The sequence below is a fragment of the Sorangium sp. So ce385 genome (assembly GCF_051474135.1).
GTDB lineage: Bacteria > Myxococcota_A > Polyangia > Polyangiales > Polyangiaceae > Sorangium > Sorangium cellulosum_D.
Map to the genome: position 1 here is coordinate 8,837,511 of NZ_CP150337.1, position 24,816 is coordinate 8,862,326.

Here is a 24,816-nt window from a genome sequence, read left to right on the forward strand (position 1 = left end):
GCCGCGCTGGCCTGGAGGTATTCCGATGGCAACTCTGGTGCAGGGTCCCATGGCGCTCGCCGCGCTCTCTTTCCCGCTCACGCTGCTCCTCGCGGGCCCGGTCCTCGCGCAGGCGCCCGCGCCCCGGCCGCCGCCGGGCGTCGGGCCGCACGAGGGCCCGCGCTCGCAGGAGATGGCCGCCCTGGGTTCCGCTGACCTGCTCCCGCCGGATCGCGAGGCCGACATCGCGGCGCCCGTCGCGGCGGCTCCGCCTCCTCCGCCGGCCGCGCCCACGACGGGCGCGCCCGCCGCTGCAGAGCCGACGGGCAGCGCTCCGCCCGTCATGACCCTCGGGTACGACGCTCCATCCATCGAGGATCCCGCGTACGACGCGCACCCCGTGAAGGAGCCCGCGGGCGGCGCCCCGCCGGCGGCGAGGGGGTTTCAGATGGCGGTCCGCTCGGGCTACGCGATCCCGATGGGCGACGCGACGGGCGCCGGCGCGGACGAGCTCTCGCGCTCGTTCGGAGGGCAGGTGCCCGTCCTGATCGAAGTGGGCGCCAAATCCGGCGACAGCTTCTTCTTCGGGCTCTATGCGGGCCTGGGGTTCGGCGGGGCGGGCAGCGCGGCGGACGCGTCGTGCAGCTCGAGCGGTCTCTCCTGCGACGCCCAGACCTTCCGGCTCGGACCCGAGGTGCAGGTGCACCTGAATCCGGCAGGCAAGGTCAATCCCTGGTTCGGCTACGGCGTCGGCCTGGAGATCTCGACGGTCTCCATGCGCGGCCCGGGCGGGAGCGCGAGCATGTCCTTGATGGGGGTCGAGCTCGCGCACCTCATGGCGGGCGTCGACTTCCGGCTCAGCAGCGCGCTCGGCGCCGGGCCGGTGCTCGATCTGTCGGTGGCTCAATACTCGTCGATGACGATGGAGCTGAACGGCTTCGAGGTGCCCGGCGCGAGCGGGCAGATCGCCGAGACGGCGCTTCACGCCTGGCTGAGCCTCGGGGCGCGGCTCGTCCTGTTCCCCTGATCCCCCGATTCCCCTGCGGCGGCGCCAGGTGCGCGCCCAGCAGTCGGTCTCCTCTTTCCTGCGAATACGAGGTGCGCCGGTGTAACCGCCGTTCGCGCTCGGGCGCCGCGTGGCCGCGAAGAGCGCCGCCATCCAGACGCACTTCCCTTCACGATGAAATTTTTCAACGACGACGGCAGCTTCGACAAGCTGCGCTCCACAATCGCGGTGGAGTACGCGATCGTGCTATGCGTAGCAGATGCTCATACACCGCCTGAAATTCTCTTCTTCCGCCGTCCTCACGTGTGTGGTGCTGCTCGTCGCAGCGTGCAGTGACGGCGCCGACTCGCCGGGCACGGCGACGGGGACCACGAGCGGCAGCGGTACAGCGTCGGGTGGCGGCTCGCCCGGCAGTTCCGTCTCGAGCGCAACCAGCGGGGGCGCGGCCGGCGGGGGCGCCGGCGGAGCGGGCTCGGGTGGCATGGACGGCGTATCCGACGGTGGCGGAGGTACCGCGGGCAACGGAGGTGCAGGGGGCGACGGCGGTGCAGGGGGCGACGGCGGTGCAGGGGGCAGCGCTGGCGCGGGCGGCGGCCCGGCATTCCAGCCCTGCCCGGCGAGCGGCCCCTGTAAGATCATGCCCTTCGGCGATTCAATCACGCAGGGTTTCAACGTCGCCGGCGGCTACCGCGCCCCGCTGTTCCACCTCGCGCTCGAAGCGGACCGCGACATCACCTTCGTCGGTTCCGCCAGTGATTACAGCGTGCCCATGGTGGACGGAGTGACGTTCCCGAGGAACCACGAGGGTCACGGCGGCTGGACGATCGAGGGCAACAACGGCATCGCGAAGCTCGTGGGCACCAGCATTCCGAATTACCAGCCCAACATCATTACGTTGATGATCGGAACGAACGACATCAACGGTAACATCAACCTTGCGGACGCACCGAATCGCCTGGGCAAGCTGCTCGACTCGATTTTCATGCAGGATCCGAACATCCTCGTGGTGCTCGCGCAGATCGTGCCGACGAGAACGGACGGCACGAACAACGCCGTCAAGGCCTACAACGCGGCCATGCCCGACCTGGTTTCGACGCGCGTCAGCAAGGGGCAGCACATCGTGCTGGTGGACATGTACACAGCGTTCACCAACGACACGAACTACAAGCAGTCCCTCCTCGCCGACAATCTCCACCCGAACCAGGCAGGGTATAACCGCATGGCCGATGTTTGGTTCCAGGCGTTGAGTCCGTATCTCCGCTGAAATCGAAAGGCGAACGCCACCAACGCTCGAGCAGCTTCGCGGCGCACGCCGTTCGAGCCGAAATTGAGGAGCTCGCGGCGCAACCCCGGCTATTGGTTCGCCCCGGCGCAATCACCTCGCCTGGTATCGAGAACGAATGGCAGCACGACGCGGCTTCCGCTCGGCGAGCCGACCGATGTTCCACAGCACGCTGTCCCAGCGTCCACGCGGCGGCCACCGCACTGGAAAAGCACCGTTCTGCGCCGCAAGGCGCCCGGTGACGCAGGCGCGTCGGCGTCGCGAGCAGCAGGATCAACGTTCGGCCCAGGCTTGCTCACCTCCCTGAAATGCCGGCGGATTCCACGGATCGCGACGGTTCGGCACCGCAAATTCGTCCTTGGACGACGCGGTACCAGCGCGGCGCTGGTGGGTAGGTGGAGGCCCGAGCGCAGCACACCTCGCGCCCCCTCCGCCCCCTTCCCGCGCGAAGGCCGCACGATCCCCGCCCCCGAAGCACGATCCCCACCGACGCGCGGAGTTTTCGTATAGGCTGTGTCGTTGATCATGGTGCGACACAAGTCGTCCGACATCGCGACCGCCCCGCATGCGCCGCCGGTCCTCAGCGCATCGACGGCCCCCCACGCGCCCCCCGCCCCCGGCGCGGCCGCCGTCGCCGCCCTCGTCCCGGGGCACGTCATCGCCGGCCGGTTCGAGCTCCGCGCCCAGCTCGGCGCGGGCGGCATGGGCGCCGTGTGGCGCGCCCTGGACCGCGCGGTGGACGAGGAGGTCGCCGTCAAGGTCCTCCTCGCCGGCGGGTCGTGCGAGCCGGTCGTGGTGGAGCGCTTCCGCCGTGAGCTGAAGCTGGCGCGGAAGATCTCCCACCCCAACGTCTGCCGCGTCTTCGATCTGGGCGAGGCCGACGGGCTGCGCTTTTTGACGATGGAGCTCGTCGAGGGCAAGACGCTGCGGGCCGTCCTCCTGGAGCGCGCCATCGCGCCGAGGCGGGCGCTCTCGCTCCTCCAGCAGGTGGCGAGCGGGCTCGCCGCGGTGCACGAGCAGGGCATCATCCACCGCGATCTCAAGCCCGAGAACGTGCTGGTGCGGCGCGACGGGCAGGCGCTCGTCGCGGACTTCGGCCTCGCGCGGGGCGCGCTCGCCCAGGCGTCCACCGACAGCATCGTCGGCACCCTCGCGTACATGTCTCCCGAGCAGCTGCGCGGCGAGCCGCTCGGCCCGGCCAGCGACATCTTCTCGCTCGGCATCCTCGCCTTCGAGCTGCTCACCGGCCGCTCCCCCTTCGGCAGCGGCGCCCCCGCCACGCTCATGAGCGCCATCCTGCGCGACGCGCCGCAGCGCCTCGAGGGGCTGGCGCTGCCGGCCGGCGCCGTCCGCGCGCTCGACGCGCTGCTCGCGCGCGCCATGGCCAAGCGCCCCGAAGAGCGCTTCCCGACCGCCGGCAGCTTCGTGGCCGCGCTCGGGGCGGTGATCGCCGATCTGGACGCGGAGCCCCGCCTGGCCGCGGCGGGCGCCCCCCTGGCCGCGGCGGGCGCCCCCCTGGACGCGGCGGGCGCCCCCCTGGACGCGGCGGGCACGACCCTGTCGCTCGGCCGCGAGGCCGCGCCGGCCGGCGCGATGAACACGACGCTGCAGGGCGATCGGGCAGCGCTGTCGACAACGCTGGACTCCACGACCGTGGGCGTCCGGCCGTCGGTGCCGGCGGCGGACGCGGCTTCCGCGGGCGGCCGCGCGTCGCTCAAGCCCCGCTGGCGGCGGGTGGGCGCGGCCGTCGCGGCGGCGTCGGCGCTCGGGCTCGCCGCCTTGGCCTTTCGCGCCGGCGCGGGCGGGCAGGCCACCTCGCTCCGGGTCGCCCCGCCCGAGGAGCGGGCGCAGGGCGCGCGCTCGGCCCCTGCCGAGGACACCCGCCCTGCCATCGTCGTGATGCCGTTCGACAACCTGACCGACGACCCCTCCTGGGACGGGCTCGGCCAGGGGGCGGCGGAGACGATCCTCGGCGGCCTCCGCACGCTGCCGCAGGTGCGCGCGCTCGACTCGGCCCGGCCCGGCGATCCGGCGGCCGAGGCGCTGCGGCGGGGCGCGGCCTGGGTCGTCACGGGCACCCTGCAGCGCGTCGGGGCGAGCCTCCGCCTCTCGGCGCAGCTCCGCGCGACCGACGGCCCCGTCGCGGGCGAGCCGATCGAGATCGACGGCGAACCGGGTGACCTGCCGCGGCTGCTCGAGGTGCTGCGCGACCGCGCCAAGGACGAGGTCCGGCTCGTGTGGCGCGACCATCACCGCCGGGAGCGCGCCGCCCGCGGGACGAGCGACGCCGCGGCCCGGGCGAGGCTGCTCCAGTACTACACGCTGATCGGCCCCGCGCCGCGGCCTCATCACCACGCCGAGGGCAAGCGCCTGCTCGACGAGGCGCTCGCCGCCGATCCCGGGTACGTGCCGGCGCTCGCGGAGCGGGCCTATCTCCAGTCGTTGCACGCCTACGCCGAGGGCGAGCCTTCGCTGTACGCCTCGGCCCTCGGCGACCTCGATCGCGCCCTCGCGCGCGCGCCCGACGACGCGCAGGCGCTCGTCATGCGCTGCCGCGTCCTCCAGGTGAAGCGCCAGGCCCAGGGCCACGCGACCGACGCCGACAACCAGGCCGCCCTCGACGCCTGCGAGGCCGCGCGCCACGCCGACCCCGGCTCGGCGGACGTGCTCCTCGTGTTCGCGCGCCTCTACGACGAGACGTGCCAGAACGAGCTGATCGACCAGGTCGCCGAGCAGGCGATCGAGCTGGATCGCAGCCTGTCGGGGCGGGTCCTGCGCCTTCGCATCATGCTCGCCGTGCGCGAGGACCGGTGGGAGGTCGCGGACCGGGCGTCGCTCCGGCTCCTCGCCTTCGAGGACGAGCAGCGGACGCTCGGCGCGCGCGGCGTCAGCCGCCGGATGGGCGTCTTGCCGGAGCCGGGGGCCCGCCTGCTCCGCGCGGCGGTGCTGCTGCGGCAGGATCGGCTGGACGAGGCGCGGCGGGAGCTCTCGGAAGAGCTCGCCGCCGACGCCGGGGCCAGGGCCGACAGGCCGTTCGAGGCCGCCTCGATCCGGGGGCTCCTGCGCGTCGCGCGGCAGAAGGGGGAGCCGGCGAACGCCCGGCTGGAGCAGCGCCTCGCCGTGCTGGAGCGGCAGTTCCAGGACGGCGCGGCGAAGAACCCGCACGTGGCCACCGCGGTGGCCGGCGCGTACCTGTGGACGGATCCCGACGCCGCCGCCGACTGGCTCGGCCGGGTGGGCGCGCCGAGCTCGTTCGGGGAGGCGTACCACCGCGCGCTCGCCTACCGGATGGCCGGCAAGCACGCCGCGGCGCGCGCGGCGCTGGCGGCGCGCGCGCCGTCCGAGCGGTGGGAGCAAGCCTGCGCGACGTGGCTACGGTCGCGGCTGTCCCCCTGAGCGCGGTGAGACCGGCGCGCGCGCGCCGGTCTCACCGAGCCTCAGATGCGATCGCAGAACGGCGAGCACACCGGCAGCGCCTGCGGCGTGCTCGCGGGCGCCTTCGGGCGCGGGGCGTCCTCCTCGTCGGAGGGCGCCTCCTCGCCCGCGCTCTCCTCGTCGTCCGCGTCATCACAGGCACCCTCGCCGTGCTCGCCCTCGGCCGCATCGCCGAGCTCACAGGGGCTCTCCTCGCCGGACGCGACGCACGCCGTCGCGGAGAGCATCGAGAGGAGGCCGGCGAGGAAGAGCGAAGACAGACCGAGAGACTTCAGGGCGTGATGAGTCATGATCGCACCTCTCCATCGAGCAGCCGGAGGGCTGCTGCTGCAGGGATTTTCGCGGGCGATCCGCTCGTCGGCCGGACTGCCGATCATGAGATCATGAGTGGCAGTCCGGGCCCACGCTGGCCGGCGGCAATCGCCCTTGAGGACGAGCTCCTCGTGAGCGCTTGCCGGAACCCTCGTGAGAGCGGCGTCGACCGTTCGCAGGCGGATATCGCATGTGCCGTACCAAGGGGTCGCCGCGGGCCCTGGGCGCGGCGCGCGGAGGCGCGTGTCACGTGAGAGGCGGCGGGATACTAAGCAAAAACGAGAACTTACCAGCGAGCCATCGACCGGAGGAGGCGCGCGATCCGGCGACTCCACGGCTGCGGAGATGCGCTGTTACTCGACCGGTGCGCAAAGTGAGCTAGCGATTTGCGCAAAGTGAGAAGCAGCGCTGCGCGCGCGGCCGAGAGCGCGCGCAGCGTCCGGGGAGGGAGGGTGGAGTCCCCGTCGCCGTGAGTCTGGACTGGGTGGGATCGCCGAGGAAGGAAGGGGGCTTATGGGCCGAGCCGCGCGGCGCGAGCGAGCTCGCCGTGCGCGCGCCTTTCGGGAGGCGATGTCGTGCGCGCGCTCTTCGGAGTCGATGGGGAGGACGGCGAGCCCGACGGCGCCGGCGCAGGGGGTCGACCCCCTGCGGCGCGGCGCGCGGCGTCGCGGGGGCGTGGCTCGCCGCCTCCGGCGGAGCGCCGCGCGCTGCAGGGACGGAGCTCGCCCCCTCCGGTCAACCCGGGGAGCGTCGCCCGCGTCCGCCGCTTCCCCTTGGCTTCCGCGAGCTGTGCCCGCAGCGCCGCCACCTCGGCTTCCAGCGTCTTGTTCGCCTCGCGCGCCTGGGCCTCGGCCTCGCGCGCCTGGGCCTCGGCCTCGCGCGCCTGGGCCTCGGCCTCGCGCGCCTTGACCTCGGCCTCGCGCGTCCTGGCCTCGGCCTTGCGCGCCTGGGCCTCGGCCTCGTCCGGGGTCGGCAGCAGGTCACGGCCCTCCCGGTCGCGCGAGAGCCGGAGCATCGGACCGATCGACGGGTCCTCCACCACGGTCCACCAAAGCCCCAGCGCCTCGCACGCGCGGAGATCCGGGTCGTCCGCCGACCGCTCCACGAGGTCGCCGTCGAGCGCGTCCCAGATGCGGATCGGCCGCGCCCGATCGTCTGGATCGAAGCGCACGACCTCGCGGATGCCCGAGGCGCGGTAGCGCGCGAGCTTCTCGTCCCAGTCCGGCTCGCCCTCGTCGGACTCGCTCACGATCTCGACCCCCAGGTCGGGCGCCCCGTGCAGCCACGTCTTCCAGGTGCGGAACGTCCGGTGGGGCACGCCCAGCCGAACGAAGGCGTCGGGGGCGAGCCGCTTCCTCGACGTCGTCGGATCCCAGTAGACGAACTGGTTCGACCCGAGGGTCGCCACCTGCGCGAGCTCACGCTTGAGGCTCAGGTACAGCGCGGTGCGGAGCTCCAGGTGGAGATTCGTCTCGGGCGCTTCTTCGGCCTCCGGGAAGACCACCGGCTCGGGCGGGCGGCAGTAGACGTGCGCCCGCGTGCGCTCGCGAGGCGCAGCGGGCGGGCGGGCCGTGGGCTCGATGGCGGACATGGCCTTTGGCCGAAGTTACCACGACCGCCCCGCGCGGCCCGATGCGCGCGCCGCGCGGCACCGCGCGGCGCGCGCATCGGCGTCGGGCCGGGGATATAGCCCTCCGCGGCGTGATCGGCCCGAGCGCCTCCAGGTAATGCGGTGAGATCCGGGGCACCCGGCCGCCCGTTGCTGTGCTGGGAGATCGATGGAATCGATGCGCTGAACCGGCCCGTCGCCCCGAGCGGAGGTCACGCGGCGTGACCTCCGCTCGGGGCGACGGCGCGCCTCATGCGAGGTTTCCCGGCGGGCCGCGACGCACGCGCTCGCTGCGGCTCCGGGCACGATCCCCGGAGGCCGCAGGAGGCGAAGGTGGAAGAGGCGTCAGGCCGCCATCAATTGCAGACGAAGCTCGAGCTCGACTGCGTGATGTTCGGCGGCGTCACGTTCACCGACGCGGACCCGATGCCGGAGCCCTGGCGGATCGTGCCCGCCGTCCACGGGGTCGAGCACACCGTCCTCGTGGCCGCCGGGGCGCTGGAGCACCCGGTCGAGCAGCACGCCGTCGACGTCACCGTGAACGTCGCACAGCCGCCGGTGCACACGATCTGCGCGAGCGCCGCCGCGCCGAAGGTCGGCGGGCTGGTCACCAGGCTGCTCGCCCCCGTGTAGCGGTAGATGTCGCAGCTCAACGCCATCGCGGAGGACACGCCGGCGGCCTCGAACATCGACCGCTCGGCGGCCTCGCGCCGCTCCTCGGCCGCCGCGATCTGCTCGGCGAGGCCGGGCCTCGCCTCCTCGCCGTCCAGCGCCGCAACCAGCTCCTTCAGCTCCGCCTCCGTCTTCTCGAGCAGCCACCGGTGGCCGTCCTCGCCGACGACGATGCGCTCCGCGCTCCCCGCCTCGGACGGCACCTCCCACACCCCCGGCGCCACGCTCCGCCAGCCCGCGCCCTGCGCCAGCGAGAAGCTCGACGCGCCAGCGCGGCGCTCGATGGAGAGCGCTGCGCCGGGGAGCGCCGCCTGGCCCTCCTCGTTCACGACGAACGTCTCGGAATCGTTCTCCGACGCAGGGGCGGACGAGGAGACCGCGCAGCCCGTCGAGGCCCCGAGGAACGCCAGCGAAGCAGAGAGGATCGAGACCATTGCATAGCTCTTCATGATGAATGCTCCTTTGTGCTCAGTGAGGTAGAGGTTCAGCGTCCGGCGGACGCCGGTGCGCATCGACGTGAGCGTCGCTCGCCAAGGCTTCGGTCCGAGCGGCTCCCCCCGTCGCCGTCGCGCTCTGCCCTTCTTCAAAGCACGAGCGGTGCCATCAGCAGATCAGGCCAGCTCCTCGGGCGAGCGGCGCAGCCGTCGCGGCGCATCACCCCTCGTCCCGACCCGCCTTGCGCGCCACGCGCGCCGGCGGAGGCGGCTGCCAGCCTCGGTCGCGGCGCGGAGAGGGACGTCGCGTGGGCTCAGGGAGTGATCACTTGATCAAGCAGGTCGATCCGTTTGATGCATCCGTACTTCCGCCCGCGCCCGCCGCTCCTCGGGACCTGGGCCGCGCCGGCGCGCCGACCTCGGGATGGAAGCGCACGCCCCCGCGGAAGCCGAGGCACGGCAGCGCGCGAGCGCCTCGTCCGGTCGGGCGCACCTTGGTCCGGCTCGCGCACGATCTCGGCCCCGGGGTCGGGCGCCGTGTGCAGCCACGTCTTTCCAGGTGTCTTTTGAGGTGCAGGAGGTCCGGTGAGGCACGCCCATCCGGACGAGGGCGCCGGAGGGCCAGGCGCTTCTTCGATGTCGTCGGGTCCCGGACGCACCGGCCCGAGCCCAGGGTCGCGACCCGCGCCAGCCCGCGCTTGCGGCCCGGGCGCGGCGCGCGCGAGGCTCGAGGAGGTCGCCGAGGAGCGCCGTACCCGCGGTGTCTACCGCTTCCCGTCGGCCTGCGCGGCGGTGCCGTAGACGACGACGAGCCGCGGCGCGTCGCCGCCCGCCTCGCCGTGGAGCGACATCGAGACGAACCGCCCGCCCGGCCAGCTCCACGCCGCTCCCCTGCGCGCGCGGCCCGCGTCGAAGCACGCCTTGATTCCGTCGGTGCAGCCGTCGATCGGATCGAGCCGGCGCTGGTGCGGGGTGCCGAACGTCGCGTCGAAGCTCCGGGAGAGCTTGTTGAACCGCTGCGCGAGCGTGGCCCACGCCGCGCCGTCGGCGCCCGCGTCCAGCGAGATCTCGCAGACTTTCCCCGCGCACGCGGTGAGCTTCACCGTCGCTGGCACGCCGGGGTCGACCGGCGCGCCGCTGCACCAGAGCCGCCCCTCACCGAGGTCCTGCCACTCGAGGCCGGCGCCCGTGCAGCGCGCCTGCGCGGCGCCGACGTCCTGGCCGAGCGTGAATCCGGCGGCGGTCGTGGGCGGGTCGGCGCTCGGGGGCTCGCCCCCGCCCGCGAACAAGCCCCCGCCCGCCAGCGAGGGGTAGGGCTTGAGCGCCCCGCCCTCCTCGCCATATCGGCTCATGAGCTCGCGCACGGCGTCGCCGAAGCGATCGGCCACCGCGAGGTCGGCGGGCGGGGGCGCCCCGCGCGAGGCTGCGTCGGCGACCTCTTCCGCGCCTCGTCGTCGCCGCCGAAGTCGACATCGCAGTCGCCGGTGATGTCCTTGCCCTCGTTGACCACCCGGACGCGCCCGCAGATCGCGCCCCTGTCCTTGGCGATCGCTCCCGGCCTGAGGTTCGACGCGGCGCCGCCGCAGGCGCTCGCGCAGAGCGCGCAGAGCACGGCGGCGCACGAGCCGAGCAAATACCCTCGTTCCATCGATCCCTCCTTGCGGCTCGCGCGCTTCAGTTGCAGTTGTAATGCTGGGCCGTGCTCGAATCGCTGCAGAGGCTCTGCTTCAAGCTCTCGCAGCTCTGGGACGCGATGGAGCTCGACATCATGTCGCAGGCGTCGTCCGTATACGTCTCCTGAAGCGCCTCCGCGCAAGCGTCGATCTCGGCGTCCCCCGAGGGACCGCCCAGACCGCAGCTCTGGGTCCTGTCGATGAACGTCTCGCAGACGTCGCTGCAGGGGGAGCTGCACCCCGCGCCGAGAGCGAGCGCCGCCGCCAGGGAGATCACGCCGAGAATGCTCTTGACGATCATCGATGATACCCTCGCCTTTCCACGCACACCGCGTCCGGAGCCGACCGTTTCGCGCTCGCGCGAGCGCCGGAGGCCCAACCACGGTCGGGCCTCGCGCGGCGTTCGTCTCGCGTCGTTCCTCGCGCGTCGGCGAACCGAGCACCGCGCGTGCCAGGAAGGCGGAGTCCCCGCGGCGACGGCGGAGCTCGCGAAAGAGGGGGCTCGCGGCGGGCGGCGCCGAGCGGATGGATCGCATGGATCGATCCGATCGATCGAACGATCCAAGGCGGGAGCACGCGTGGGACCCACCCCCAGCGATCGCCGCCGGGAACGCGGCCGTGGCCGGAGCGCCTGCCGCCTAGTTCTTGTCCGATCCGAGCTCGTTCGTGGTTGGTACCCACCCCGTCCGTGGTGCTCTCACCTGCGCGCACGCGGGCCACGACAACGAACCCATGATTCCATTCCTGGGCTCGGTGCGATACCTGCTGTGCTCCCGACCGTTGCACGCGGCGCTCGACGAGATAGGAATGGGCTCCACGAGGCAGGCGGGCGCTCCGCGAGCGCGCCGTGCGGCGGGGGCCGGCGCGCGCTCGCCGGGTAGCGCGCAGCCGGCGCGGCCCCGGAAGCCCCGCGCCCACCATACCAACGCATCAGAACGCGACCGCGGGAGGATCGGGCGGCACCACGATCTGCGGAGCGGCGGCCACCGAGAGCCGCGTAAAGTCCCTTTCGTTGAACGTGAGCAGCGCCGCCGCGCCGGCTGCCTCTGCTGTCGCCAGATGGATCGCGTCGAAGATCGCGCCCGACCGGAGCCCTTTCGAGGCACAGCGCTCGATAGCCGCCATCTGGATCTGCACGGTCAGCGGCACCGCCTCGAACCGGTCCAAGAGCGCGCGGATCGCCTCCGAGGCGACGACCGGAGAGATGGTCGGGGACACGGGGAGCTTCGTCAGGACCGACCACAGCTCGCTGAGCGCGTGCACGCTCACCGCACCGTCGAGTGTCCCTTCGGACACTGCGCTCAGCCACACCATGGCGCGCGCATGATCCCGGTGCGAGGCGACCAGGGCCGCGGCGAGCACCGACGTGTCAAAGGCGACCTTCACCGGAGCCCTTCACGATCGCGTCGATGCGCTCGTCGCGTGCCGAGCGATGATCGGGGATGTCCTCGGCCGCGATCTCGCCGTTGAACACGAGAAACCCGTGCAGCCGCACGAACCGCGGATCCAATCCTGCCTCTCCCGCTCCCGGGTCGCGCCCTTCGACGACGCTCGGGTCCGGCTCGGCGCGGAGCCGCTCGCGAAGCAGCCTCGAGGCTTCTTTCTCCGGGGTCGTGCCGAGCCGTTTCGCGCGGAGCTCGAGCTTCTCCACGATTTCCGGCTCCAGGTTGTCCAGAACGAGCTGCGCCATCCGTCCTCCGGCGTTCGACGCCGCAGTGTACCGGATGTCGTCGCTGAAGCGACCTGGATCGTCCCCTGACGATCCAGGTCGCCCTCACCCGAACGCGCACGTCTCAAGCGCGCTCCCGGCCGCGGTCGACCGCGCCGGCGGCGAAGCGGCGCGGCGCCCGGAGGCCCCGCGCCGCCCTCTGCCGCGCGTCAGCCGGTCACGAGCCGCTCACAGGCTCATGCACAGCGTGAGCTGGTTCGCGCTCTCGATCAGCACGTCGGAGCAGCCGGCGCCCGCCAGCATCGGGCCCGTCGAGAACGGGCCTGGCGCGTTGCAAGCATCCCAGTCCATGCCCCAGTCCTGGAGCTCGGTCGATTGCTCGCTGTGCGCGATGCAGCAGTTGCCCGACGGCTGGGTCTTGTACGTCTTGCCCACGAAGCGGTTCGCGATGCTGTTCAGCACGCTCTGCGGAGCCAGCGTGTAGCCGGGCTGGCACGCGGCGCCCGAGCCATCCAGGTAATAGCAGCGCCCATCGAACTCCACCTCGGTCGCCGAGTCGCACAGGCCGCTGTCGCAGGGCGCGCAGGGGCCGCCGCAGTCGACGCCCGTCTCACCCTGGTTCTGGATACCGTCGTTGCACGTCGGGGCGGAGCCGCCCTCGCCCGCGCACACGACCGAGATCGTCTGGCTCGGCGGGAAGCAGGAGTCGGTGCCCACCCCACCCCAGGCCTCCATGCCGACGCACGGCCGCGCGACGTACGAGCTTTCGCAGCTGCACGCGAAGCCGTCCGCGGTCAGCTCGACCACCCCCCAGGGGCCGCAGTCCCTGCCGACGGTCCAGGCCCGGCCGTCGCACTCGATGGGACCGGTGGGCGTCCCGTCGTGGAGCGCCTTGCAGAGCGTGTTCGCCGCCGCGCCCGTGCAGGTCACCCCGTCGGGATCCATGCTGCCGCGGAGCGTGACGGACGAATACGTGCCCGTGAGCGACGCGCGGAACGCGTCCCAGGCGCCGCACTGCTCGACCGGCGTCTCGCCCTGCGTGAACTGCTCCGAGAACTCGACCGTGGTGCCACCACCGCAGGGCGCGCAGGGGCCGCCGCAGTCGACGCCCGTCTCGCCCTGGTTCTGGAGGCCGTCATCGCACGTGGGGACGGGGCCGCCCTCGCCCCCGCAGACGACCGAGATCGTCTGGCTCGGCGCCCAGCAGGTGCTGCCGGCCACGCCGCCCCAGTTCTCGTTGCCGATGCACGGCCGCGCGATGTACCCGTCGCTGCACGCGCACGTGTCGCCGTTCGCGGAGATCTCGACCACGCCGGCCGGGCCGCAGTCGGTGCCGACGGCCCAGCTCCGGCCGTCGCAATCGATCGGCCCCGTGGGCGTCCCGCTGTGGAGCGCCTGGCAGAGCATGTTCGCCGCCGCGCCCGTGCAGGTCACGCCGTCGGGGTCCTGGCTGCCGCGGATCGTCACGAACGAGTACGAGCCCGTGAGCGACGCGCGGAACGCGTCCCAGGCGCCGCACTGCTCGGCCGACGTCGAGCCCTGCGTGAACTGCTCCGAGAACTCGACCGTGGCGCCGCCGCAGGGCGCGCAGGGGCCGCCGCAGTCGACGCCCGTCTCGCCCTGGTTCTGGACGCCGTCATCGCACGTCGGGCCGGCGCCGCCCTCGCCCTCGCACACGACCGAGATCGTCTGGCTCGGCGGGAAGCAGGAGTCGCTGCCCACGCCGCCCCAGTTCTCGTTGCCGATGCACGGCCGCGCGGCGTACCTGCTGCCGCAGCTGCACTCCGCGCCGTCCGCGGTGAGCTCGACCACCCCGTCGGGGCCGCAGTTGGTCCCGACGGTCCAGATCCGGCCGTCGCAATCGACCGGCCCCGTGGGCGTCCCGCTGCGGAGCGCCTGGCAGAGCGTGTTCGCCGCCGCGCCCCTGCAGGTCACGCCGTCGGGGTCGAGGCTGCCGCGGAGCGTGACGGCCGAGTACGTGCCCGTGAGCGACGCGCGGAACGTGTCCCAGGCGCCGCACTGGTCGGTCGGCGGCTCGCCTTGCCGGAAGTCCTCCGAGAACTCGACCGCGGTGCCGCCGCAGGGCGCGCAGGGGCCGCCGCAGTCGACGCCGGTCTCACCCTGGTTCTGGATGCCGTCGCTGCACGTCTCGGAGCCGCCCGGGTAATCGAACTCGAGGGCAAGGCCGTTCGTGAGCGCCGGGCTCTGGCACGAGTACACGAGGCTGCTCGTATCGCCCGAGATCCCGGCGGTCGCGCTCGCGCCGTGATCGACGGAGGGGTTGTTGACCGCGGTGTTCGCGTAGCAGAAGCGGATGTCGTTCGAGCCCTCGAACAGCACCGCGCGGATGTCCAGCTGGTCGCCGCCCTCGATGTGCGGGGTCAGCCACTGCACGACGAAGCGGCGCGACGGGGCCGTGCCCAGCGTCTGGTACCAGACGCCGCCGACCGGCGGGTAGAGGTCGTCCCAGAACGGCGCGATGGTCTGCTGCTCGAGGGTACAGCTGTTGCCGAACGACGTCGTGCCCGGGAAGCCGAGCTTGCCGTTCGACACGATGTTCACGGTCGACTGCGGGGTCCCGTAGTAATTGAACTCGAAGGGGAGCGCGACGCTGCTGAGGCAGTCGTCCTCGTTGCAGGCGAAGTTTCCGGTGAACGAGATGTCATCGCACGACGGGACCTCCTCGACGCGCGAGCAGCCGACGTACCCGAAGGCATCGGAGCCGAAGACCTGGCAGTCCGTCGAGCCGCAGTCCGAGGCCGAGACGTGGATGGGGAAGGTCAGCGAGGCGCTGCCGCCCAGGGCGTCCGTCGCCCGCACCCGCACGGTGACGTCGCCGGGGCCGTCCGGGGAGAAGGTCGCTGTGTTGCCGTCGCCGGTGATCGAGCCGGCGCCGGCGGCCAGCTCCCACGTGTACGAGACCGCGTCGCCGTCGGGATCCTCCGCGACCGCGGTGATCGTGGCCGTCTCGCACTGGGTGATGAACTTGCTCGGCGCGACGTCGAGGTCCTGGAACGCCGGCGGATCGTTCAGCGCGACGACCGGGTCGAGCCCGCCGTTGCTCGCCCCGAGGCACTGGGAGACGAGGAAGAGCTCGGTGGTGGCCTCGGAGATGACGGTCGCGATCCCCTCGGCGGGCCCGCACTCCACCGACGGTCCGGCGTCGCCCATCGGGGTCGCGCAGACGCGGTAGTCGCCGGGCGGCACCACGAACAGGCCGTCGGCGCCGGCGTGGGTCCCCGAGCCCGGGGGGAGCGCGCCGCCGGGGAGCGCTTCCTCTTCGAGGGGGCTCGTGGTCTCGGCGATGGCCGAATCGCTGCACGAGCTGCTCGCGCTCACGACCTTGTAGTGGACGGCGGTGACGTCGTGTCGCGCGCCGCCGACGGTGAGCGCGGCCTGGATGGATCCGCTCTCGGCCGATTCTCTCGCTGTGGAACCCCCCTTGTCCGCGTCGCACGCGGAAGCTCCTAATGCCAGCGCAATGACCATCGATCCGCACGCGCCTGCGCGTGCATCAAACCGCTGTGCCATGGCCTCTCCTTGTCCAAGGATGATCGACTTAAGACGAGCGCCGCAGTCCCCCGGGGCTGCGGGCGGCTCGGGGCGGCTTCGTCGCTGCCGGGACGCCCGGCGCAGCTGAAAGCACCGTGTGTGCCATGAAACGCTGCGGGAATGTCCGGCCTGGTGCGCGGGTTGTGCGCGGGTTGGCGGAGGGGGGCACGCGTTCTTGCGTCAGGGTTTTGCCGGATCCCGCAAAACGCTGCGCGGGGGGGCGACCTGGGGGATGACGCGGGGGATGGCGCGGCGCTGGGCCGTCGCCGGAGTTGATCCATGGCCGGGGTCGTGCGGTGCGCGCGCGCCGCAGGGTGCGGAGGATGACGCTCTCACCGGAATGGCCACGGTTCGCCGACGCTCCGCGACGCAGTGCGGTAGTCGCCGCGGGCGGCCCCTAGGGCGAACTCCCGGGCGCTCACCGGACTGCATACTCGGGGAGCACGAAGTCGGTCGCCGCGTCTTTCACCAGGCGCTCGAAGAAGTCGACCAACCGCGGCCCTGTGAGCACGCCGTAAAGGGTGTTGCGGAGCCACAGGCCGGCGCTGGTCCGCGGGGCGAAGAACGAGCCGGCGCGCCGCGCGCCGGTCTGGCATCCCGTCGCGTAGGGGCGGAGCATCGATTCGTATCGCGCGAAGGCGGCGCCGGGATCGCCGGCGCGGGCGAGCTCGCCCGCGAGGACGTACGCGCCGACGATGGCGAGCGAGGTCCCCTGTCCGCCGAGCGTGCCGCCGTAGGCCGCGTCGCCGAGCAGCGCGACTCGCCCCCTGGAATAGCTCTCCACGTGGACGGTGGCGATCCCGTCGACGTAGAGATCGGTCGCGCGATCGAGCGCGTCGAGGACGCGAGGCACCACCCAGGACATGCCGGCAAACGTCTGACGGAGCGACCGCTTCAGCTCGCCGCTGTCGCGGCGCTCGGCGCGCGTCAGCGGCCCCCCCGCGTGGATGAGGAGCGCGCGCGCCTCCTCCGGCGATGTCGGAAATACGCCGACCGCGCGCCCGGGGACGCTGAAGATCTGCGCCTCGCGCGCCCCATCCAGGACGTTCGGCAGCGCGAACGTCGCGATCCGATAGCCGTGATGGCGGAGGAAGCGCGACTCGTCGCCGAAGACGAGCGCGCGGACGTTCGAGTGGAGGCCGTCGGCGCCGATCACGAGATCGAACGTCGCCGGCGCGCCCCGCTCGAACTCCACCGCGACCGCGTCGCCGCGCGCCTCGACGCCGGTGATCCGATCCCCGAAGCGGTAGTCGACCGCCTGCCGCGTGCGCTCGTAAAGGATGCGCACGAGATCGCCGCGCAGGATCTCGACGTCGCCCGCCGTCATCACCGCCGGCAGGGTCACGCGCGGCCGCGCGGCGCGATCGAGGAGGACGACCGCGCTCGCTCGGGTGCGGTGGGCGTGGATCGGCGCCCAGAGGTCGAGCCGCTCGAGGACGGCGCGGTGGACCGGGCCGCGAAAGTCGACCGCCTGCCCACCTTCACGGAGGGCGGGCGCGCGCTCGACGACGGTGACCGCGAAGCCGAAGCGATCGAGACAGAGCGCGAGGGCGGGGCCGGCGATCCCGGCGCCGGAGATGAGGACATGAGGCCTGTTCATCGTGGTTCCTCCAACACGCGTACGCTGTACCAGATTGCCGGTACACTGTGCGCATCGCCCTCGACTCCGCCAGCCTCATGTGCGGTTCACGCGTCGATTTGCCGGATTTGTACTAGATCAGCGCTCCATACGCAGCTCGCTCGCGCGCAGAAGCTCATGCGTCCTCGGTCGATCTGTACTAGAACAGGCGCTCCATGGAACGAACAGGCGCCGAGCCTCCGTACCGCCGCATCGCCGCCGAGCTCCGGCGTCGGATCGAATCCGGCGAGCTCCGCCCGGGCGATCGGGTGCCGTCGACCCGCGAGCTCGCGCGGGCGCACCGCGTCGCGACCGCGACCGCGGCCCACGCGCTCAAGGAGCTCGCCGACGCCGGCCTCGTCCGCGGCGTCGCGCGCGTCGGCACCGTCGTCGCGCACGTCCGCCAGCGGGCCCCGCGCGAGCACGAGCTCACGCGCGCGCGCATCGTCGAGGCCGCGGTCGCGATCGCCGACGCCGAGGGGTTCGGCGCGCTGTCGATCCGCGGGGTCGCGGCGAAGCTCGGCGCGCCGGTGATGTCGCTCTATCGCCACGTCGCGAGCAAGGAGGAGCTCGTCTCGCTCATGACCGACGCCGCGTTCGGCGAGGCGGCGCTGCCGGCGACGGTGCCGCTCGGCTGGCGGGCCCAGCTCGAGGCCTCGGCGCGCGTCCAGTGGGCCGCCTTCCGCCGGCACCCCTGGCTCGCGCGCGTCATCAACATGACCCGGCCCGAGCCGCTCCCGAACGCCATCGCGCACGCGGAGTGGATCCTCCGGGCGCTCGACGGCCACGGCCTCGACGCCGCGGAGCGGATGAAGCTCCACATCATCCTCTACGGTTTTCTCCAGGGGATCGCGACGAACCTGGAGGCCGAGGTCGACGCGACGAGCGCGACGGGGATGACGGACGACGAGTGGATGGAGGGGCGGGTCGCGCAGTTTCATGCCCTCGCGGCGTCGGGGCGCTACCCCGCGTTCGCGCGCGTCCTCGACGAGCTCGCCGGGACCGGGGGCTTCAGCCTGGATTTCGATGATCTGTTCACCCTCGGCTTGCGCGCCCTGCTCGACGGGTTCGCCCGCGTGATCGAGCGCGCGCCCAAGGGAGCCCGCGCGCGTTGACGCAGGCGGAGCCCTGAGCCTTCAGGCCCTCACCCGCCCGCCGCGTCCACCATCGCCCGCAGGAGCGGCGGCATCCTCCGCGCATCGCACGGCGCCTTCACCGCCCTTCCCGCCACGACCGCGCTCATCTGGCACATCCCCTGTCGCGGCAGGTGATCCATCCAGTACAGGTCGAACCTGTCCTCGTGCAGCACCCGCCGCACCATCGGCTCGAGCGGCAACATCAACCCTTCCCGGAAGCGCGCCAGATAGACCACGTTCGACAGCCGCACCGGCGAGTTCAGCCCGATCCGCCGCCGCGTCCCCGACGCGAACGGCCCGGTGTGATCGATGAACTCCACCGTCTGGAGATCGCCATAGAGATCCGGCTCGGTCTTCTCGACCGTCACCAGGGTCCACGCGCAGAGCGGCCGCTGCGCCCGCAGGAGCGCGCGGGTCATCTGCTCGAAGTCGGGCAGATCCGCGGCCGCGCGCGCCTCGGTGTAGTGGCCGTGCGCGAACTGGTTGCGCTCGGCCTGCATCAGGTTCGAGAGCGTCTCGAACGTCTGGTTGTGCGACAGCTTGACGTCGAGCACCTCCCTCGCCATCGAGCCGATCGGATCGTCGCGGTCCCCGAACGCCCGCGCGGCCGTGCGCGCGAGCTCGCGCCACGCGCCGAGCGCGAGGCCGTCGCGCGTGCGGGTGCGGCCATAGAAGTCGAGCACCGCGCCCCACCCGGGCGGCGGCCCGCCCGCGCCGGCACCCCCGCCCGCGCCGGCGCCGCGCCCCGACCCGGGCGGCGCGCTGCCGCCGCTGAACAAGGCCGACACGAGCACCGTCGCGATGAAGCGCCACGTGCCCTCCAGCACGTCGAACAGCATCTTCACCCGCTCGATCGCGCTCGACGCCCCGATCGCCGCCCGCACCCGCCCCGCGATCGGGTACGGCAGCCCGCCGCTCAGCGCCGAGAGCACCCCGTGCGGATCGCCGCACTCGCGCGCGATCTCCGCCGCCCGCGCGCCCGCGTCGGCGCCGTGCAGGAGCTCCCACGACAGCGTCCGCGCGTGCTCGACCCGGCCGTCCAGGATCGGCGGCCGAGCGTGCCAGTCGCACTGCACCGCGCTCGCCATCGCCGCCGGATCCGCCTTCCGGGGCACGCACGCGGCGACCACGCCGGGCGCGAGCGGCGCGATCAGCGCGCCGGTGCCCGCGTGGCTCGCGACGACCGCCGCGAGCTCCTGCGCGAGCGCGCCGATGACGTGCGGGCCGACGCCGGCGAGCGCGCTCTGCTCCTCGATGCCGAACAGGACCGTCGCCCGGCGCCCGCCCCGCGACGCCTCGAGCACCTCGACGGGCGCGGCGAACCGCGCGCTCGCCGCGCCGTCGCGGAGCTCCGTCACGGGGGTGGACGCCCCGGGGGCGCTCCGCTCGCGCTCCGCCGCGAGCGAGGCGACGGCGTGCAGGCCGAGCTCGACCTCGCGGCCGGCGACGTCCGCCTCCCCGGCGATCGCGAAGGTGCCGCACGCGAACGGTCCGAGCCCGGAGGCCTCCACCGCCTCCAGCGCGCGCCGGGCCGCGGCCGCCGCCTCCGCGGCGCCGCCCCGCGCGAGCAGGACCGCGGTGCCGTCCGCGTCGCCGACCGGCAGGTCCGGCCAGAGCCGGTGCAGGGCGACCAGCGCGGCCGCGGCGCGCGGGGGCGCGCCCGCCCCGATCGGCCGGAGCAGGACGAGCGCGCCCTGGCCTTTGCGCGCGAGCAGGGACGCGCACTCCTGCTCGAGGCCGGCGCGCGCGAGCAGGCCCGTCGCCGGGTCGACCGCGCCGGCGGGGACCGAGAGGGCGGCGTAGCGGCGGTCGAAGAACGTCGCGCGCATGCCGCCGACGCAGACGAAGGTGCCGTGCACGAGCGGCGACTCCTCCCCGCGCGCGAGGTGCCGCGCGCCGACCTGCACGGGCACGCTGCACTCCTCGCGGCGGCGCAGCCACCAGCGCACGCCGTCGTGGCGCAGCGTGGCCGCGAGCCGCGACGCGACGTCGGGGTAGACGAGCTCGTTGCGCTCGTCGCCGACGCGCTCCGCGCGGCCGAGCCGCAGCACGCCGACCGGCTCGAGCCGGAGCTCGTGGAGGTACCCGTCGCGCCCCTCGATCCGCAGCCGATCCGGCGCGGCCACCTCGCCGCGCCACAGCGAGAACCCGGGCGACTGCGTGAGCCAGAGCGTGGCGCCGCCCGCGGCGACCGAGCGCAGCTCGGCCCCGGGCGCGCCGTCGGGGGCGCTCGGCGCGGCGGGCGAGGCGCTCTCGGCAGGCGGGAGGCTGTCGGCGGGCGGGAGGCTGTCGGCAGGCGGGAGGCTGTCGGCAGGCGGGAGGCTGTCGGCGGGCGGGCTGGTCGCCCCCGCCGGGAGACCCCAGCCGCTGTCTCGTGCGCCCGTCACGCGTGCCTGTCCATGAGGATGCCCGGGGGCCGCGCCGTCCGAGCGCCCGGCGGGCCCTTCGGGCGATTACCGCACCGCGCCACGGCAAATTCAACGCAAATGTGCCGACGGGCATTCCTCGTGCGCCGCCCGCCCCTCGCCCGCTCGCCCGCATCGTCCCCGGCGGCCGGCTGCCTCGACTGCGATTGACGCGCTGGAGGCGCCTCGACCGCGGTTTGCGCCGGCGCTCGCGGCGCGGAGCATCAATCCCGGTCCGGCGCTCCCAGGGGAAAGAGCGACCGGAACGACCGCGCCTCCTCCACCGCGCGGGCGAAGGACGGGCGCGCGAGCAACCGCGCGCGGTAGGCGCGCAGCACGGGAAACGCCTCGGAGATCCGGTGCGTCCAGTCCGCGTAGAACAGCGAAGGCGCGGCCGCGCAGTCCGCGATCGTGAAGTCCGCGCCAGCGGCCCAGGTCCTGCCGGCGAGCTGCCCTTCGAGCCAGGCGTAGGCGAGATCCAGCTTCTTCGCAGCATGGGCCAGCCCGTCCTGGCGCTTCACCGGATCACCCGTCAGCGCACCGTCGACCGCGTACTGCATCGGCGTCATGACATGGAAGTCGAAGAAGCGGTCGAGAAAGCGCACATCCAGCGCGGCCATCGGGTCTGCGGGCAGCAGGCGCACCGGCCCGGGATGCACGAGCTGCAGGTACTCGATGATGATGCTGGTCTCGACGATGTTGCGCTCGCCGTCCACCAGCAGCGGGAACTTGCGCAGCGGCCAGCGCTGCAGCCACTCGGCCGCGTGCTGCGGCGTATCCGGCCCGAGGCAACGGAACTCGAAGGGCGTGCCGTTCTCGTACAGGGCAATGAGCACTTTCTGCGTGTACGACGAGAAGGGATGACCGTACAGCACGAGCGACATCGTGAGGCTCCTGGTTCGAACCACTTGCAAATTGCAAGCGGTCCGGACCCTACGCCTACCGCTTGCGGTTTGCAAGCACTAGTCTCCGGAGCATGGCCGTGCCGCAGACAGGACGATCCGGCTGCCCGATCAACCTGACGCTCGAGCAGCTCGGCGACCGCTGGAGCCTGATCGTCATCCGCGACGTCATGTTCGGGAACAGGCGCAGCTACGGCGAGCTGCTCGCGCAGAGCGAGGAAGGCATCGCCTCGAACATCCTCGCAGACCGGCTGAAGCGCCTGACCGCCTCCGGCCTGCTGACGCGACGCCCGGATCCGAGACACCGGCAGAAAGGGATCTACAGCCTCACGGAAGCGGCCATTCAGCTGGTGCCGCTGCTCGCGCACATGGGCGCCTGGGGCCGCCGCCACACGCGCCCGAGCAGGGAACTGTCCGTGCGCGCGGAGCTGCTGGAAAAGGGCGGAGCTCCGCTCTGGAACGCCTTCATGGACGAGCTGCGCCACCTGCATCTCGGCGCGCCGCGTCCGGCGCGCTCGGTGTTCGGCGAGCTGCAGGCCGCCTACGAGAAGGCGCTGGCGCGCCGCGCCCGCTGAGGGAGGTGGAGGGGGGCCGCCCGCGGCGCCTGGGCTCGACCTTCCGCGCGCGCCGTCACGGCTTCGCGGCGCTCCCGAGCTCGGCCGGGAGCTCCGCGTCGAGCCAGGCCTCGAACGTGCTCGACAGCGCGCAGGTCGTCGCGCCGCCGCAGAGGTCCGCGCGCTTCGCCGCAAGCTCGCTCGCGAGCGCGTCCCGCGCGGCCCCGAGCACGCGCGCGCAGACGAGGTTCTTCGCCGTTTGAGCGACGTTCACGCCGCTCCCGGTCGTCGCGACGACCGCCGCGGGCTTCTGGCCGCACGCGCGGCCGAGCGCCGCTCTCGCGCCCGCGGCGGTCGCCGAAAACGAGCCGTCCTGCTCCGAGTGGAAGTAAAACTTGGGGCCGGTCACGCGCGGCGGGCAGCTCTTCGCGCCGCAGTCCGCGCCGAGCCACGCGACGAAGGGACCGTAGCTCCCGATGTCCGGCCGCATGTCGAAGTCGAGGTGCTCGATGCCGAGCCCGCCGGAGATGCTCGGGGCCTTCGAATAGGCAGACACCGCTCCGTTCGAGAAGGTCCAGACCGGGCTCGGCGCGGCCGGCTTCGCGCCCGCGGCGAGCGCGTTCAGCTCATAGGGGACGATGACCTCGTCGCTTCCGTCGTCGTCGAAGTCATAGGCCGTCAGCGAGGAGATCGCGAGTCCGCCGGGCGCGGCCTCGATCGTTCCGAAGGGGGCGGCAAAACGCTTTCCTTCGAGGTCAATCCGCACGATCTCCAGGTCGAAGGCGAGCGCCCGCGCCGCGCCCTCGCCGGCCGCCGCGAGGCGCGCAAGCGACAGCGCCCAGGAACCGAGCCCCGCCGGCTGGCAGACCCCGAGCTTCGGCAGGCGCGTCGCCTCGGCCGCCGAGATCTTCGCGGGCCCTTCGAGCTTCTGCGCGTCGGCGATGAGCGCTCGGTTCTGATCGAGCAACGTCTGGCAAGCGCGCCGGTGCGAGACGACGGAGCCGGCCCATTCGAGCTTCGCGTTCGTCCCGTCGATCTGGAGCTCGTAGCGCGTATCGGTCCACTCCAGCGTGACGCTTTGCTTGGCGCCGTCCCGGAGCGGTACGACGAGCCGGAGCTCGCCGCGCTCGTCGGCGACAACCTCGTTCGCCGGCCCCGCGTCGGGCTCCTCCCCGGCGTCGACCGCCGCAACAGGCTCGCTCGGCTGTTCGGCGGCGGCCGCCGCGCTCGGATCGTGAATCACCGCGCGGACCGGGTGCCCGCCGGTGCCGTTCTTTTTCCGGCAAAGGAGCTCGAGCCAACCGTCGAGGCCCTTCGCTTCGCAACCGAGGCCGACGGCACCTGCGATCGATTCGTTCCGGCCGCCCTTGAAAGACGCCGGCGCGGTCGATGACGAGACCGGCTCGGCGGGCGCCGGAGCCGCGGACGCGGCCGCCGGTGAATCGGGCGCGGCAGCCGATGAAGCTGCCTCCGCGGCGACCGCTGCCGGTGCGCTCGAGTCGGAGCGCGGTCCCGAGCCCGCCGCCGGCAGGCCAGCCTCCTCCGATTTCTGACAACCGATGAGGATCCCCAGCAGAACGCAAGCGCTCAATGTCTTCATGGCCGCGGCCTCCCGCTTTAGCACCCTCCGTACCAGCCCGGAAGCGCTGCGAAGTGCCGTTGCGGGCTCGAGGAGCGGCCGCGGCGTGTGTCGGGGCGGCCACGACGGCGTGTTCCGAGCGCCGGGCGTACCGAGCCCCGGCGCGAGATCGCGACGTCCGTCCCGGCTCAGGGCTGCTGGAGCAGCGCCTCGATGTGGCTCCTCAGCTCCGAGAGCGGCGAGTCGATGAGACGCTGGACGTCCTGCGCCGACGGCTTGTCGCCATAGTACCGCGCACGGACGCTCGCGCTCTTCAGCCGCAAGTACTGCGGGACCACCCGCTTCAGCTCCTTGAACGTCTTCGCGAGCCGCTCGCGGTTCTCATGGGTCGCGGGCTCGATCCGGCCCTTGCGCGCGAGGAACGCGTCCAGGTAGTGGAGCGCCACGTAGAACACCACCGTGACGGCCCAGTCGGGATAACGTTCCTTGTCGAGCGCGTCCAGGAACGCGGTGTTGTGCGCCGCTTGCGAGAGATGGGTCGCCTCGTCAGCCATGACAACCCTCCTGGGTGATGCGCAGGGCGCCCTCGGGAGGCGCGAGCTCCGGCATGTTTCGCCGGTAGAGGACGGTGGAGTCCAGATCCAGCTCGGGAAAGGTGAACAGGCACTTGGTCAGGAGATCGTAGAGCTGCTGCTCGTTCGCCCCCGGGTCGCCGACCACGACCACGATCCGCAGCGGCTCGCTCTCGGGCCAGAGGAAGACGGCGTCGACCTCGTCCAGGGGTGCGACGTGCTCCCTCAGATAGGCGATCAAGGTGGAGAGGAGCTGGCGCCGGGCGGCCCGCGGGTCGTCACGGACGAGCTGGTCGATCTGGCCCTGCAGGCGCTCCACCTGCCGCTTCAGGTCGAGGACGCACTCCTCCAGGGGCGGCTCCGGGGCCAGGGGCGGCTGCGGGGCCGTGCCCATCCAGACCTTGGCCCTCTCGCTCGCCCGGCGGAT

The 24,816-nt window shown here is 72.9% G+C and carries 20 protein-coding genes; 5 read left to right on the top strand and 15 right to left on the bottom strand.

The window, feature by feature from the left end; translation table 11 throughout:
• The first annotated feature begins 25 nt into the window (after positions 1–25).
• From WME83_RS32095 to WME83_RS32105, 3 genes are all read left to right on the top strand, one after another.
• Entirely contained in the window at positions 26–1,006 is a 981-nt protein-coding gene (locus tag WME83_RS32095; RefSeq protein ID WP_437313517.1) for a hypothetical protein, read from the top strand.
• Positions 1,007–1,244: 238 nt separating this feature from the next.
• Positions 1,245–2,249: an SGNH/GDSL hydrolase family protein gene (locus WME83_RS32100; RefSeq protein WP_437313518.1), complete on the top strand. Its 1,005-nt coding sequence runs from the start codon at positions 1,245–1,247 to the stop codon at positions 2,247–2,249.
• A 543-nt stretch (positions 2,250–2,792) separates the two neighbouring features.
• A complete protein-coding gene (locus tag WME83_RS32105; protein ID WP_437322075.1) occupies positions 2,793–5,663 on the top strand; it encodes a protein kinase domain-containing protein in 2,871 nt (956 codons plus the stop codon).
• A gap of 41 nt (positions 5,664–5,704) precedes the next feature.
• Here WME83_RS32105 and WME83_RS32110 read toward each other — a convergent pair whose 3' ends face one another.
• From WME83_RS32110 to WME83_RS32155, 10 genes are all read right to left on the bottom strand, one after another.
• On the bottom strand, positions 5,705–5,992 hold the full coding sequence (locus WME83_RS32110) for a hypothetical protein (RefSeq protein WP_437313519.1): 288 nt from the start codon (positions 5,990–5,992) through the stop codon (positions 5,705–5,707).
• A 533-nt stretch (positions 5,993–6,525) separates the two neighbouring features.
• On the bottom strand, positions 6,526–7,605 hold the full coding sequence (locus WME83_RS32115; protein ID WP_437313520.1) for a Uma2 family endonuclease: 1,080 nt from the start codon (positions 7,603–7,605) through the stop codon (positions 6,526–6,528).
• Between the two features lie 374 nt (positions 7,606–7,979).
• A complete protein-coding gene (locus tag WME83_RS32120; protein ID WP_437313521.1) occupies positions 7,980–8,744 on the bottom strand; it encodes a hypothetical protein in 765 nt (254 codons plus the stop codon).
• Positions 8,745–9,493: 749 nt separating this feature from the next.
• The gene (locus tag WME83_RS32125; protein WP_437313522.1) at positions 9,494–10,117 is read right to left on the bottom strand and encodes a hypothetical protein; all 624 of its coding nucleotides are present in this window, start codon (positions 10,115–10,117) and stop codon (positions 9,494–9,496) included.
• Positions 10,078–10,377, bottom strand: coding sequence for a hypothetical protein (locus tag WME83_RS32130; protein WP_437313523.1), 300 nt, complete (start codon positions 10,375–10,377; stop codon positions 10,078–10,080). The genes WME83_RS32125 and WME83_RS32130 overlap by 40 nt, the downstream gene beginning before the upstream one ends.
• Before the next feature lie 26 nt (positions 10,378–10,403).
• Positions 10,404–10,703, bottom strand: a complete 300-nt coding sequence (locus tag WME83_RS32135; protein WP_061626440.1) for a hypothetical protein — start codon at positions 10,701–10,703, stop codon at positions 10,404–10,406.
• Between the two features lie 629 nt (positions 10,704–11,332).
• Positions 11,333–11,764 (bottom strand): type II toxin-antitoxin system VapC family toxin, encoded by a 432-nt coding sequence (locus WME83_RS32140; protein WP_437313524.1) that lies wholly within the window; start codon positions 11,762–11,764, stop codon positions 11,333–11,335.
• Between the two features lie 7 nt (positions 11,765–11,771).
• Positions 11,772–12,092, bottom strand: coding sequence for a hypothetical protein (locus WME83_RS32145; protein ID WP_437313525.1), 321 nt, complete (start codon positions 12,090–12,092; stop codon positions 11,772–11,774).
• 207 nt (positions 12,093–12,299) lie between these two features.
• Positions 12,300–15,410 (bottom strand): PKD domain-containing protein, encoded by a 3,111-nt coding sequence (locus WME83_RS32150; protein ID WP_437313526.1) that lies wholly within the window; start codon positions 15,408–15,410, stop codon positions 12,300–12,302.
• Positions 15,411–16,041: 631 nt separating this feature from the next.
• Positions 16,042–17,223 (bottom strand): FAD-dependent monooxygenase, encoded by a 1,182-nt coding sequence (locus WME83_RS32155; protein ID WP_437313527.1) that lies wholly within the window; start codon positions 17,221–17,223, stop codon positions 16,042–16,044.
• 194 nt (positions 17,224–17,417) lie between these two features.
• On the opposite strand from WME83_RS32155, the gene WME83_RS32160 reads away from it, so the two are divergent.
• Positions 17,418–18,356: a TetR/AcrR family transcriptional regulator C-terminal domain-containing protein gene (locus WME83_RS32160; RefSeq protein WP_437313528.1), complete on the top strand. Its 939-nt coding sequence runs from the start codon at positions 17,418–17,420 to the stop codon at positions 18,354–18,356.
• Between the two features lie 29 nt (positions 18,357–18,385).
• Here WME83_RS32160 and WME83_RS32165 read toward each other — a convergent pair whose 3' ends face one another.
• Together WME83_RS32165 and WME83_RS32170 are read right to left on the bottom strand one after the other, a co-directional pair.
• Positions 18,386–20,764, bottom strand: coding sequence for a hypothetical protein (locus WME83_RS32165; RefSeq protein ID WP_437313529.1), 2,379 nt, complete (start codon positions 20,762–20,764; stop codon positions 18,386–18,388).
• Positions 20,765–21,006: 242 nt separating this feature from the next.
• A complete protein-coding gene (locus WME83_RS32170; RefSeq protein WP_437313530.1) occupies positions 21,007–21,666 on the bottom strand; it encodes a glutathione S-transferase family protein in 660 nt (219 codons plus the stop codon).
• Between the two features lie 92 nt (positions 21,667–21,758).
• Between WME83_RS32170 and WME83_RS32175 the strand changes: the two genes are divergently transcribed.
• Entirely contained in the window at positions 21,759–22,259 is a 501-nt protein-coding gene (locus WME83_RS32175; protein ID WP_437313531.1) for a winged helix-turn-helix transcriptional regulator, read from the top strand.
• A 55-nt stretch (positions 22,260–22,314) separates the two neighbouring features.
• On the opposite strand, the gene WME83_RS32180 is transcribed toward WME83_RS32175, so the two are convergent.
• From WME83_RS32180 to WME83_RS32190, 3 genes are all read right to left on the bottom strand, one after another.
• Entirely contained in the window at positions 22,315–23,481 is a 1,167-nt protein-coding gene (locus WME83_RS32180) for a hypothetical protein (RefSeq protein WP_437313532.1), read from the bottom strand.
• A gap of 524 nt (positions 23,482–24,005) precedes the next feature.
• Complete coding sequence (locus WME83_RS32185; protein ID WP_437313533.1) at positions 24,006–24,371, bottom strand: HEPN domain-containing protein; 366 nt, start codon at positions 24,369–24,371, stop codon at positions 24,006–24,008.
• Positions 24,364–24,783 (bottom strand): hypothetical protein, encoded by a 420-nt coding sequence (locus WME83_RS32190; protein ID WP_437313534.1) that lies wholly within the window; start codon positions 24,781–24,783, stop codon positions 24,364–24,366. Before WME83_RS32190 ends, WME83_RS32185 begins: the two co-directional genes overlap by 8 nt.
• Positions 24,784–24,816: the final 33 nt, after the last annotated feature.